The 11565-nt window shown below is 72.8% G+C and carries 12 protein-coding genes; 6 read left to right on the top strand and 6 right to left on the bottom strand.

Annotation, left to right across the window (positions count from 1 at the left end; all coding sequences use genetic code 11):
- Nucleotides 1-43 precede the first annotated feature (43 nt).
- The 5 genes from ADK65_RS30825 to ADK65_RS30845 all read right to left on the bottom strand — a co-directional run bounded on the left by ADK65_RS30825 (nucleotide 44) and on the right by ADK65_RS30845 (nucleotide 4837).
- The gene (locus tag ADK65_RS30825) at nucleotides 44-280 is read right to left on the bottom strand and encodes a DUF6213 family protein (RefSeq protein WP_033307522.1); all 237 of its coding nucleotides are present in this window, start codon (nucleotides 278-280) and stop codon (nucleotides 44-46) included.
- A 25-nt stretch (nucleotides 281-305) separates the two neighbouring features.
- Nucleotides 306-1691, bottom strand: a complete 1386-nt coding sequence (locus tag ADK65_RS30830) for an NADP-dependent succinic semialdehyde dehydrogenase (RefSeq protein ID WP_053674273.1) — start codon at nucleotides 1689-1691, stop codon at nucleotides 306-308.
- 76 nt (nucleotides 1692-1767) lie between these two features.
- Nucleotides 1768-2226, bottom strand: coding sequence for an NUDIX domain-containing protein (locus tag ADK65_RS30835; RefSeq protein WP_053674274.1), 459 nt, complete (start codon nucleotides 2224-2226; stop codon nucleotides 1768-1770).
- Nucleotides 2223-3761, bottom strand: a complete 1539-nt coding sequence (locus ADK65_RS30840; RefSeq protein WP_053674275.1) for an ATP-dependent DNA ligase — start codon at nucleotides 3759-3761, stop codon at nucleotides 2223-2225. The genes ADK65_RS30835 and ADK65_RS30840 overlap by 4 nt, the downstream gene beginning before the upstream one ends.
- A 146-nt stretch (nucleotides 3762-3907) precedes the next feature.
- A complete protein-coding gene (locus ADK65_RS30845; protein ID WP_053674276.1) occupies nucleotides 3908-4837 on the bottom strand; it encodes an NAD(P)/FAD-dependent oxidoreductase in 930 nt (309 codons plus the stop codon).
- A gap of 77 nt (nucleotides 4838-4914) precedes the next feature.
- On the opposite strand from ADK65_RS30845, the gene ADK65_RS30850 reads away from it, so the two are divergent.
- From ADK65_RS30850 to ADK65_RS30875, 6 genes are all read left to right on the top strand, one after another.
- On the top strand, nucleotides 4915-5487 hold the full coding sequence (locus ADK65_RS30850; RefSeq protein ID WP_053674277.1) for a helix-turn-helix domain-containing protein: 573 nt from the start codon (nucleotides 4915-4917) through the stop codon (nucleotides 5485-5487).
- Nucleotides 5488-5615: 128 nt separating this feature from the next.
- The gene (locus ADK65_RS30855) at nucleotides 5616-6581 is read left to right on the top strand and encodes an NADPH:quinone oxidoreductase family protein (RefSeq protein WP_053674278.1); all 966 of its coding nucleotides are present in this window, start codon (nucleotides 5616-5618) and stop codon (nucleotides 6579-6581) included.
- Nucleotides 6578-7759 carry an acyl-CoA dehydrogenase family protein gene (locus tag ADK65_RS30860; protein WP_053674279.1) on the top strand — a complete coding sequence of 394 codons (1182 nt, stop codon included), beginning with the start codon at nucleotides 6578-6580 and terminating at the stop codon, nucleotides 7757-7759. The genes ADK65_RS30855 and ADK65_RS30860 overlap by 4 nt, the downstream gene beginning before the upstream one ends.
- Nucleotides 7738-8838, top strand: a complete 1101-nt coding sequence (locus ADK65_RS30865) for an acyl-CoA dehydrogenase family protein (protein ID WP_053674280.1) — start codon at nucleotides 7738-7740, stop codon at nucleotides 8836-8838. Before ADK65_RS30860 ends, ADK65_RS30865 begins: the two co-directional genes overlap by 22 nt.
- 204 nt (nucleotides 8839-9042) lie before the next feature.
- A complete protein-coding gene (locus tag ADK65_RS30870; protein ID WP_053674281.1) occupies nucleotides 9043-9906 on the top strand; it encodes a phosphatidylinositol-specific phospholipase C/glycerophosphodiester phosphodiesterase family protein in 864 nt (287 codons plus the stop codon).
- Nucleotides 9907-10028: 122 nt separating this feature from the next.
- Nucleotides 10029-10223 (top strand): hypothetical protein, encoded by a 195-nt coding sequence (locus ADK65_RS30875; protein ID WP_053674282.1) that lies wholly within the window; start codon nucleotides 10029-10031, stop codon nucleotides 10221-10223.
- A gap of 2 nt (nucleotides 10224-10225) precedes the next feature.
- On the opposite strand, the gene ADK65_RS30880 is transcribed toward ADK65_RS30875, so the two are convergent.
- Nucleotides 10226-11461, bottom strand: a complete 1236-nt coding sequence (locus ADK65_RS30880; protein ID WP_053674283.1) for a phosphodiester glycosidase family protein — start codon at nucleotides 11459-11461, stop codon at nucleotides 10226-10228.
- Between the last annotated feature and the right edge of the window lie 104 nt (nucleotides 11462-11565).

The raw sequence follows: 11565 nt of genomic DNA on the forward strand, positions 1-11565 counted from the left end.
AGAGCGCGGGGAACCCGACGAGCACCCCAGGCACCCGCACCACTCAGGTGGCGGTCCCACTGCTGTGCGCGATACAGGCCACATCGATCCGGTCGGCCAGCTTCGCCAGCTCGATGGCCAACTCGGCGACCGTGTCCTCGTCCAGACCCGACTCCCCGCCCTCCACGAGCCGCACCCAGCGCCCTCCCACCGTCCGCAAGAGCTTGCTGACATCCGCGGCAGCCACCTGCAGGGTCCCGCGGTCGTCGACGATCAGAGGCAGAGTCACTTCGCGGTTCACAGACGGGATCGTAGCCCCGCAACACTCACGCACCATGCCAAACAGTGGTGATGTTGCAGAACTCGCGGATTCCGTGCCCGGACAGCTCACGCCCGTAGCCGGACCGCTTCACACCGCCGAACGGGAACGCCGGATGGGACGCGGTCATGCCGTTGAAGAAGACCCCTCCGGCCTCCAGATCGCGTACGAACCGGTCCACCTCGCCCTCGTCCCGCGTCCACACGTTCGAACTCAGCCCGAACGGCGAGTCGTTCGCGATCAGCACGGCCTCGTCCAGGTCGGCCGCCCGGTACAGCGTCGCGACGGGGCCGAACGCCTCCTCCCGGTGGATCCGCATCTCGCGGGTGATCCCGGCCAGGATCGTCGGCGTGTAGTACCAGCCCGGCCCGTCCGGCCGTTCGCCACCGCACAGCACCTGGGCGCCGCCGCGCACCGCGTCGTCGACCAGCTCTTCCAGGTCACGCAGTCCCTGTTCGCTGGAGAGGGGGCCGACCTGAGTGTCGTCGGCCATGGGGTCGCCGACCTTCAGCGCCTTCATGCCGTCGGCGAACCGCTCGGCGAAGGCGTCGTAGACGTCCGTGTGCACGATGAACCGCTTCGCGGCGATGCAGGACTGCCCGGTGTTCTGCACCCGCGCGGTCACCGCCACCTCGGCGGCCCGGTCGATGTCGGCGGAGAGCATGACGACGAACGGATCGCTGCCGCCCAGCTCGAGCACGGTCTTCTTGATCATCTCGCCGGCCGTGGAGGCGACCGCGCGGCCCGCGGGCTCACTGCCGGTGAGGGTGGCGGCCTTGACCCGCTCGTCCCGCAGGATGTCGTCGACCGCGGCCGAGCCGATCAGCAGGGTCTGGAAGGTGCCCTCGGTGAAGCCCGCACGGTGGAAGAGGTCCTCCAGGTAGAGGGCGGTCTGCGGCACGTTCGAGGCGTGCTTGAGCAGTCCCACGTTGCCCGCCATCAGCGCGGGAGCGGCGAACCGGACCACCTGCCACAGCGGGAAGTTCCACGGCATCACCGCCAGCACCGGGCCGAGCGGCCGGTAGCGCACCCGTACGCGGGATGCGCCGGAGTCCTTCACGTCGGAGTCGGCGGGTTCCTCGTCGGCGAGCAGTTCCCCGGCGTGGTCGGCGTACCAGCGCATGGCCTTGGCGCACTTCGCCGCCTCGGCGCGGGCCTGCCGGATCGGCTTGCCCATCTCGGTGGTCATCACGCGGGCGATGTCCTGCTGGTCCTCTTCGAGGAGGTCGGCGGCCCGGTGCAGCAGCCGGGCCCGCTCGTCGAAGGTCGTCGTCCGGTACGTGCGGAACGTGGCCTCCGCGAGCTGGAGCCGGCGCTCGATCTCCTGCTCGTCCATGGCCTCGTACGTCTTGAGCGTCTCGCCGTTCGCCGGGTTCACCGTTGCGATGGGCATGACCGACCTCCCTCGGAGCGGGCTGTGTCTCGACCTTCCCGCGCGGCGGAGGGGACCGCAACGCGGGAGTGTCTCCTCAGGGCGAGTGCTCCGCCAGCCGGTCGAGAAACGCCGCCTGCGCCTTGACGATCACGGCGCGGGCCCGGTCGAGGCCGAACCAGGCCACCCGGTCCACTTCGGGGAACTCCTGGAGCCGTCCGGACCTCGCAGGCCACTCCATCCGGAACGTGCCGGGCGTGATCGTCGCCGGGTCGAGGTCCGCCCGCACCGCCCAGGCCGTGACGACCTTGCCGCCCGTCTGCCTCACCTCGCCGAGGTCGATGGGCTCGCCGTCGGGCGGGGGGAGGCCCAGTTCCTCCCGGAACTCACGGCGGGCGGCCTCCCAGGCTGGCTCGTCCGGCTCGTACTCGCCCTTGATCACGGTCCACGCCCCGGCGTCACGCCGCGCGAAGAAGGGGCCGCCCATGTGGCCGAGCAGCACCTCGACGCCGTTGTCGGCGGGGCGGAAGAGCAGCAGGCCGGCGCTGCGTTTCACGGCTTCACCCCGGGGTGCGCCGCGAGGAGGGCCTCGACCGTGTCGGCGTCCTCGGGGCGCTTGTCCTCCCGGTAGCGGATCACGCGCGCGAAGCGGAGGGTGACACCCGCCGGGTAGCGGGTGGAGCGCTGCAGTCCGTCGTACGCGATCTCGACGACCAGTTCCGGGCGGACTCTCACGACGTAGTCGTCGGTGTCGACGGCGAGCTGCTGGAGGCGCTCGGTCTGCCAGGTGAGCATGGCGTCGGTCATGCCCTTGAAGGTCTTGCCGAGCATGGCGAGGCCGCCGTCGGCGGTGCGAGCGCCCAGATGGAGGTTGGAGAGCTTGCCCGTGCGGCGGCCGTGGCCCCACTCGGCGGCCAGGACGACCAGGTCGAGGGTGTGGACGGGCTTGACCTTCAGCCAGGACGCGCCGCGCCGCCCCGCGCTGTAGGAGGCGTCGAGCGCCTTGGCGACGACGCCCTCGTGGCCGCGCTGCAGCGTCTCGGTGAGGAACTCCTCCGCCGCGGGCGTGTCGCGGGGCCCGGACACCAGGGTGCGCCGCACCCGCATCGGCTCGGGCACCAGCCGGGCCAGCTCGGCGTGCCGCTCGGCGAAGGGCAGGTCCAGCAGGTCATGGCCGTCGACGGACAGCACGTCGAAGAAGACGGGGGAGACCGGCACGGCACGGGCGGCCGTCGCCACGTCCGTGCGGGAGCCGACGCGGCCGGCGGTCTCCTGGAAGGAGCGGGGGCGTCCGTCCGCGTCGAAGGAGATCACCTCTCCGTCCAGGATGAACCGCTCACCCCGCAACTGAAGCGTGGCGGCCGTCACTTCGGGCAAGCGGTCGGTGATGTCGTCCAGGGTGCGGGTGTAGAGCCGCACGGTGTCGCCGTCCCGGTGCACCTGCACGCGGATGCCGTCCAGCTTCTCCTCCACCGCGCAGACGCCCAGCTTGTCCACCGCCTCGGCCACCGAGGAGGCGCTGTGCGCCAGCATGGGCAGCACCGGGCGGCCGACGGTGAGGCGGAAGCGGTCGAGGGAGGCGGGCCCGTCCGCGAGCAGCGCCTCGGCCACCGTCTGGAGGGAACCCGCGAGCATCACGGCCCGGCGCACGTCCGCCGACGGCGCCCCGGTCGCCTGGGCCAGCCCCTCCACCGCCACCGCGTCCAGGGCACCCTGACGGACCTCTCCGGTGAGCAGCCCGAGCAGGAACCGCTGCTCGTCCTCGGTGGCGGCGCCCATCAACTCCCCGACCAGCCGGGTCCGTTCCGCCTGGGAGCCCGGGCCGGACACCTTGGCGAGTTCCGCGAGCCGTGCGTCCGCCTCCCGCACGGTCAGGCCCGGCTCGGCGGCGGGGGCGACCGGGTGGCTCAGCACCTTCCAGCCGACGCCGATCCGGCCCTGCGGCAACCGTCCCGCGAGGTACGGGATGACGATCGGCACGTCCTCCGCCTCGGCGTCCCGGAAGAGCTCCGCGAGCAGAGCCGTCTTGCGGGACCGCGCCGAGGTGGCGGCGACCTCCCGGGACACTCGGGCCAGCCGGTGCAGCAGCATGCAGTCATGGTGCACCTGAGACGGTGCCTCTACACCTGGGCGGGTCCGTCGAGGCCGGCCATCGGCAGGTCCGCGACGATCGGGCGCAGCCACCCCGGGAACCGTGCCGGCGGTCGAGGGGCGGACCCGGGTGCGAGCCGGGGCCCCTACACCCGGGCGACCGCCTCCAGGTCCGTCATCAGCAGGTCCCCGACGATCGCCGACGCCGCCCGGTATCCGCCGCTCGCCGCGTGCACGACCTGTTCGGCGAACCCGATCGCGTTGCCCGCGGCCCACACGCCCGGCACGGTCGTCAGCCCGGTCGGGTCGACCACCGGGTACGCCCCGAACGGCGTCTCGTGCAGCTCGGCACCCAGCCGCTCCAGCAGGCCTGTCTGCGGAACGGCCCGCGGGGCGAGGAACAGCACCGAGCGCGGATGCGTCGTGCCGTCCGCGAGCCGGACGCCGGTGAGCCGGTCGTCCTCGACCACCAGCTCCGCCACCTCCCCGGGCACCACCTCCACCCCGGCCGCGGCGAGCCGGCGCAGATCGTCGTCGGACAGGTCCTCCTCGGCGACCGTGTGCAGGAAGAACCGCACGTCCTTCGACCACTGGGACACCATCAGCGCCTGGTGCACACTCGCCGCAGTGGTGGCCAGCACACCGAACGGCTGGTCGCGTACCTCCCAGCCGTGGCAGAAGGGGCAGTGCAGCACATCCCGGCCGAACCGCCCGGCCACCCCGGTCACCGCGGGCAGCTCGTCCTTCAGGCCGGTCGCCACGACCAGCCGACGGGCCCGCACGGTCCGGCCGCCGGCCAGCACCACGGTGAAGTCCGTGTCCTTCTCGACCTCCACCACCCGGTCCCGCACCAGCTCCACGCCGTAGCGCGCGATCTCCTCCCGGCCGCTCGCCAGGAACTCGGCGGGCGGCATGCCGTCCCGCGTCAGGTAGCCCTGCATGTGCGCGGCGGGCGCGTTGCGCGGCTCGCCCGCGTCGACCACCAGCGTGCGGTGCCGGGCCCGTCCCAGCACCAGTGCGGCGGACAGACCCGCCGCGCCCCCGCCGATGACCACCACTGCGTACTTCTCGGCCATATGACCACCTCCGCTGCCGAGCGTCGCCCCGGGGCTGCGGGATTGACAAACCTCTTTGCCGAATCTGCAATACGACCATGACGACGGACGAGGTACTCGCGGGCGTGGGCCCCCGGCTGCGGCAGATGCGCAAGGACCGGGAGGTGACCCTGGCGGCCCTCTCCGAGACCACCGGCATCTCCGTCAGCACCCTCTCGCGACTGGAGTCCGGCCTGCGTAAACCCAGTCTGGAGCTGCTGCTGCCCATCGCGCGCGCCCACCGGGTGGCGCTGGACGAGCTGGTCGGTGCCCCGGACACCGGGGATCCGCGGGTGCGGTCCAAGCCGATCGTCATGGGCGGCCGCACCCACTGGCCGCTCACCCGCCAGCCCGGCGGCCTGCAGGCCTACAAGGTCCTCGAACCGAAGCGCAAGCAGGAGCCGGATCCCCGGACGCACGAGGGCTACGAGTGGCTGTACGTGCTGTCCGGGAGGCTGCGCCTGGTGCTGGGCGAGCACGACGTGGTGCTCACGGCGGGGGAGGCCGCCGAGTTCGACACCCGGGTGCCGCACTGGTTCGGGTCGACGGGGGAGGGGCCCGTGGAGTTCCTCAGCCTGTTCGGGCCGCAGGGGGAGCGGATGCATGTGAGGGCCCGGCCCAAGGGCGCGTGACCCCGAGCGGCCCGGAGGCGAAACCTCTGCGCGGGACTTTGCCGGAGACTGTTCCCTGATGGGCAAGCGACCGCTTAGTATGCGAACCGACCCCGGTCAGACGAAGCAGTCCCCCGTGGAGGCCCCCGATGCAGGCATGGCAAGTGCACGAGAACGGCGAACCGGGCGAGGTGATGCGGCTCCACGACGTCGAGCCGCCCGTCCCCGGTGACGGCCAGGTCCTGCTGAAGGTGCGCGCGGCCAACGTCAACTTCCCGGACGCCCTGCTGTGCCGCGGCCAGTACCAGGTCAGGCCGCCGCTACCGTTCACCCCGGGGGTGGAGATCTGCGGCGAGACCGAGGACGGCCGGCGCGTGATCGCCAATCCGGCGCTGCCCCACGGCGGCTTCGCCGAGTACGCCGTCGCGGACGCCGCCGCGCTGCTGCCCGCGCCGGACGCCCTCGACGACGCCGAGGCCGCGGCCCTGCACATCGGCTACCAGACCGGCTGGTTCGGTCTGCACCGCCGGGCCGGTCTGGAAGCCGGTGAGACCCTGCTCGTCCACGCTGCCGCTGGAGGGGTCGGCAGCGCGGCCGTGCAGCTCGGCAAGGCCGCCGGCGCCACCGTCATCGGTGTCGTCGGCGGCTCCGAGAAGGCGGCCGTCGCCCGCGAGCTGGGCTGCGACGTCGTGATCGACCGGCGCTCCGAGGACGTCGTCGCCGCCGTCAAGGAGGCCACCGGCGGCCGGGGCGCCGACGTCGTCTACGACCCGGTCGGCGGCGAGGCCTACGCGCAGTCCACCAAGGTCGTCGCCTTCGAGGGACGGATCGTCGTCGTCGGCTTCACCAGCGGCACGATCCCCGCCCCCGGCCTGAACCACGCCCTGGTGAAGAACTACTCGATCCTCGGCCTGCACTGGGGCCTGTACAACACCAAGAACCCCAAGCTGGTCCAGCACTGCCACGAACAGCTCACCGAGCTGGCCGCCCGTGGCGCGATCAAGCCGCTGGTGAGCCAACGCGTCCCGCTCGGCGGGGCGGCGGACGCCGTGCAGAAGGTGGCGGACGGGGTGACCACCGGCCGGATCGCGGTCGTCATGGAGGAGGCAGCATGACCGGCACCGAAGAACTGCTCAGCCGCACCCGGGAGTTGCTGGCCGCCCACCCGCCCGCCACCACCGGCCGGCTGGACTTCCTGCGGGCCCGCTTCGACGCCGGACTCGCCTGGGTGCACTACCCCGAGGGCCTCGGCGGACTCGGCGCGCCCCGTTCCCTCCAGGCCGTCGTGGACGCCGAGCTGGAGGCCGCCGGGGCGCCCGACAACGACCCGCGGCGCATCGGTATCGGCCTCGGCATGGCCGCGCCGACGATCCTCCAGTACGGGACCGAGGAGCAGAAGCGGCGCTACCTCCGGCCGCTGTGGACGGGCGAGGAGGTCTGGTGCCAGCTGTTCAGCGAGCCGGGCGCCGGGTCCGACCTCGCCGCGCTGGGCACCCGGGCCGTACGAGAAGGCGACGACTGGGTCGTCAACGGGCAGAAGGTCTGGACGTCCAGTGCCCATGTGGCCCGCTGGGCGATCCTCATCGCCCGCACCGACCCGGAGGTCCCCAAGCACCGGGGCATCACGTACTTCGTGTGCGACATGACCGACCCGGGCGTCGAGGTGCGGCCACTGCGGCAGATCACCGGCGAGGCCGAGTTCAACGAGGTGTTCCTCACCGACGTCCGCATCCCCGACTCACGCCGCCTCGGCGCGGTCGGTGAGGGCTGGAAGGTCGCGCAGACCACCCTGAACAACGAGCGCGTGGCCATCGGCGGGATGCGGCTGCCCCGCGAGGGCGGCATGATCGGCCCGATCTCGAAGACCTGGCGTGAGCGGCCCGAGCTGCGCACCCACGACCTGCACCAGCGGCTGCTGAAGCTGTGGGTGGAGTCCGAGGTCTCCCGCCTCACCGCGGAGCGGCTGCGCCAGCAGCTCGTCGCGGGCCAGCCCGGCCCCGAGGGTGCCGGTATGAAACTGGCCTTCGCCCGCCTCAACCAGGAGATCAGCGGCCTGGAGGTGGAACTCCTCGGCGAGGAGGGCCTGCTCTACGACGACTGGACCATGCGGCGCCCCGAACTGGTCGACTTCACCGGCCGCGACGCCGGCTACCGCTACCTGCGTTCCAAGGGCAACAGCATCGAGGGCGGGACCAGCGAGGTCCTGCTGAACATCGTCGCCGAGCGCGTCCTCGGCCTGCCCGCCGAACCGCGCACCGACAAGGACGTCGCATGGAAGGACCTGGCCCGGTGAAGAACGAGCGCGACCTGTTGTACTCGGAAGAGGAAGAGGCGCTGCGCGCCGCGGTCCGCGACCTGCTCACCGACCAGTGCGACGCACCCGGCGTCATCGCCCGCACCGAGTCGGACACCCCGCACCACCTGGCCCTGTGGAAGGCCCTCACCGAGGGCATGGGCCTGGCCGGTCTGCTGGTGCCCGAGGAACTCGACGGCCAGGGCGCCACCCACCGCGAAGCCGCCGTGGTGCTGGAGGAACTCGGACGCGCGGTCGCGCCCGTGCCGTATCTGACGAGCGCGGTCGTCGCCACCGAGGCCTTGCTGGCCTGCGGCACCGACGACCTCCTGCGCGACCTCGCGACCGGGGCGACGATCGGCGTCCTCGCGGTCTCCCTCAGCGTCGCGCCGGACGCCGCCTACAAGGTCGTCCGGCACGAGGACGGTCTGCTGCGCGGCGAACTCACCGGCATCGCGGACGCGGCCGTGGCGAACGTGCTGCTCGTGCCCGCCGACGACGGCGGTCTGTACGCGGTCGACGCCTCCGCCGCGACCATCTCGCCCCGGACCTCCCTGGACCTGACCCGGCCGCTGGCGACCGTCACCCTCGACGGGGCGCCGGGCCGGCTGCTGGGCGACGCCGAGCCCGCCGTACGCCGGGCCCTGCGCGCCGGCGCCGGACTGCTGGCCTCCGAGCAGTTCGGCCTGGCCGAGTGGACGCTCACGGAGACCGTCCGCTACCTGAAGGAACGCAAGCAGTTCAACCGGCCCGTCGGCGGCTTCCAGGCGATCAAGCACCGGCTGGCCCAGGTGTGGCTGGAGGTCGTCAACGCCCGCGCCGCCGCCCGCAACGCCGCCGACGCCCTGGCGAACGGCGAGGACGTCGACGTGGCCGTCACCGTCGCCCAGGCGTACGCGGCACCCGTGGCCGTGCACGCCGCCGAGGAGGCCGTGCAACTGCACGCCGGCATCGGCATGACATGGGAGCACCCCGCGCACCTCTACCTCAAACGCGCCAAGGCCGACTCGATCGCCTACGGCACGCCGGGCGCTCACCGGGAAGCCCTGGCCGCACTGGTCGGCCTCCAGGCCCCCTGACGTCCGTCTCGCCGACCGCGGGCCACGGCCCCGGAGAACCAGCAAAGGCCCGTCCCGGCAGGGGCGGGCCTTTCGCGCGCCCTCGGCCGGGTGAAGTGAACGCAGGGCGGCAGTCCGGCCAACTCCGCACACACACCTGCTCCTTGAGCCCGTCGGGACCCATACTCACAGGGTTCCCGTACGGCATCTCCAGGGAGGCAGAGCATGGCCCTCACCACTCGTCGCACGGCCCTCACCACCCTCGGCGCGGCCCTCGCGGGCTCGATCGCGCTCCCCGCCGGCCCGGCAGCGGCCGGGGAACGCGTGTGCCGGGCCCGCCCGTTGTGGCGCGCCCACGCCCACAACGACTACGAGCACCACCGCCCGCTGCTCGACGCCCTCGACCACCGCTTCGGCAGCGTCGAGGCCGACATCCACCTCGTGGGCGACCAGCTCCTCGTCGGCCACGACCCGGAGAACCTCGACCCGTCCCGCACCCTCCGATCCCTCTACCTCGCCCCGCTCGCCGCCCGCGTCCGGGCCCACCACGGCTCGGTGTACCGGGGGACCCGCGGCTCGCTGCAGCTGCTCATCGACATCAAGACCGAGGGCGCCTCGACGTACCGCGCACTCGACCGCCACCTCCGGGACTACCAGCACCTGTTCACCACGTACGCCCACGGCCGTGTCCACCGCGGCCCGGTCACCGCCGTGGTCTCCGGCGACCGCGCGGCCCGCGCGCCCATGGAGGCCCAGACCGTCCGGCGCGCCTTCTACGACGGCCGCCTCGCCGACCTCGGCGGCCCGGCCCCGGCCTCCTTCCTCCCGCTGATCAGCGACAACTGGACGCTCAACTTCACCTGGCAGGGCGCGGGCCCCTTCCCCGAAGCCGAGCGCCGCACGCTGCGAGGCATCACCGGCGCCGCCCATGAGCGCGGGCAGCGGGTGCGGTTCTGGGCCACCCCGGACCTGGCCGGACCCGCTCGCGACGCGGTGTGGGCCGAACTGCTCGCCGCCGGCGTCGACCACCTCAACACCGACGACCTCGCAGGCCTGGAGGCGTTCCTCGACGCCCGGCGGGCTGCTTAGCGCGACAGCAGGACACCACACGTTCGGCGGACAGCTCAGCCGCCCGGACGAACCCTCCGCTACGCCACACTTGCGGCCGAACGCCGTGAACCGGACGTGACGGCGTGGCGGAGGAGTTGACGATGGCCATTTCCATCTCTGTGGTGCTGCTGCTCGCGATCCTTGCGGTGATCTTCCTGCGCAACGGCGGGCTGAAGGTCTCCCACGCGCTGGTCTGCCTGCTGCTCGGCTTCTATCTCGCCAGCACCAGCCTCGCCCCCACCATCCACAGCGGCCTCACGGCCACCGCGGAGATCGTCAGCGGTCTGCGGCCCTGAACTCACCCCGAGAACACGCCGATGCCGTTCGGGACGAGGCGTTCGGCGCCGCCGCTGGGGTGGTTGCGCACGGTCACCGTGCTCGCGCCCGGCTTCCGCGCGACCAGCGTCGAAGAACCGCCGCCGTCCAGGCTGAAGGCGTCCTGTGCGCCGAGGCCGCGCATCGTGGTGGCCACTTCGGCGATGGTCAGGCCGCTGCGGTAGGCGGCGGCGCCGTCCAGCGCGAGGAGCACGACGCGGCGCCCGTCGTCGGCGATCCCCACGGCCGTACGGACGGCCGAGGCCGTGTCGTCGAGCCCCGGCAGCGGCTGCCCGCCCGAGAGCACCGGGTAGCCGCCCAGAGCGAGCCGGTACGCGACGCCGTCCGCCGCCGCCACGAGGCTGTGCTCGACCTCGACCCGTTCACCGGTGGAGAACTTGCGCAGCTGCTGGGCGCCCGCCTCCCGGCCGACCAGCACGGTGGTGCCCGCGGCGATCGGGCCACCGCCGGGAGCGTCGGCCGCCGAGACGACGATGCCGTCGCGGACCGTCACCTCGTAGGTGTCCTCGCTGCAGGGCGCGGCGCGGTCCGTGTCCGTGCCGCAGGTGGCGCGCACCCGCGACACACTGCCCCACTCGGAGGTGAAGGCTCCGACCGATCCCACCGGCAGCGCGTACTGGTTGAGCCCGCCGAGCGGCAACCGGGCCTCGGCCGTACGGACCGAACCGGCCAGTGTCAGCCGGTCCAGCCGCGCCCGTCCGTCGGTGCCGACGCCGAAGACCTCCTCGGTGGTCGTGCCGGGCGGCAGCTCCGGCCCGAAACGCTGCCCCACCGGCACGGCCGCCTTGAGCGTCCGCCCGGACGCGATCGCCGGACCCACACTCGCGCCGGTCGCCTCCACGCCCGGATGCTGTGTCTCGGTGATGTTGAAGAAGTCGCCGTTGACACCGGCGACCGCGCCCTGGGTGTCCGCCATCGCCGAGACCCGCGCGCGTGCGGCCACGGCCCCCGGGTGCAGCAGGTCGACCCTGACCCGGGGGTCGCCCAGGTCGACCCTCAGCACATGTGCGTGCGTCACTCCCTTCGCCGCCTCGATGTCGAACTCCTCGTACGTCACGCCCGGCGCGACCCGGCCGCCCTTCTGCACGGCGCCGGCCGGAGCCGCCCCCGCCAGTCCCGCACCGGCCAGTGCGGCGAACGCCGTGAGAAACGCCAGTGCCGATCTGCCTGCTCCCCACCGTCTGCGACGACCTGCCATCGTGCCCCCTGATGCCTCGTCAACTGTCGGGACCCTCGGAGGCAGTGGACCAGACGGCGCGGTCCGGCAGGGCGGCTGAGCGCGCACTACGCGGGAACGGCTGA

The sequence above is a fragment of the Streptomyces sp. NRRL B-1140 genome (genome assembly GCF_001280065.1).
Lineage (GTDB): Bacteria > Actinomycetota > Actinomycetes > Streptomycetales > Streptomycetaceae > Streptomyces.

What these genes read in the sequence shown, in the direction of transcription:
- ADK65_RS30830 (WP_053674273.1), bottom strand. Translation starts at nt 1,691, where the DNA reads ATGCCCATCGCAACGGTGAACCCGGCGAACGGCGAGACGCTCAAGACG.
- ADK65_RS30870 (WP_053674281.1), top strand. Translation starts at nt 9,043, where the DNA reads ATGGCCCTCACCACTCGTCGCACGGCCCTCACCACCCTCGGCGCGGCC.
- ADK65_RS30880 (WP_053674283.1), bottom strand. Translation starts at nt 11,461, where the DNA reads ATGGCAGGTCGTCGCAGACGGTGGGGAGCAGGCAGATCGGCACTGGCG.
- ADK65_RS30865 (WP_053674280.1), top strand. Translation starts at nt 7,738, where the DNA reads ATGGAAGGACCTGGCCCGGTGAAGAACGAGCGCGACCTGTTGTACTCG.
- ADK65_RS30875 (WP_053674282.1), top strand. Translation starts at nt 10,029, where the DNA reads ATGGCCATTTCCATCTCTGTGGTGCTGCTGCTCGCGATCCTTGCGGTG.
- ADK65_RS30850 (WP_053674277.1), top strand. Translation starts at nt 4,915, where the DNA reads ATGACGACGGACGAGGTACTCGCGGGCGTGGGCCCCCGGCTGCGGCAG.
- ADK65_RS30855 (WP_053674278.1), top strand. Translation starts at nt 5,616, where the DNA reads ATGCAGGCATGGCAAGTGCACGAGAACGGCGAACCGGGCGAGGTGATG.
- ADK65_RS30860 (WP_053674279.1), top strand. Translation starts at nt 6,578, where the DNA reads ATGACCGGCACCGAAGAACTGCTCAGCCGCACCCGGGAGTTGCTGGCC.
- ADK65_RS30840 (WP_053674275.1), bottom strand. Translation starts at nt 3,761, where the DNA reads ATGCTGCTGCACCGGCTGGCCCGAGTGTCCCGGGAGGTCGCCGCCACC.
- ADK65_RS30845 (WP_053674276.1), bottom strand. Translation starts at nt 4,837, where the DNA reads ATGGCCGAGAAGTACGCAGTGGTGGTCATCGGCGGGGGCGCGGCGGGT.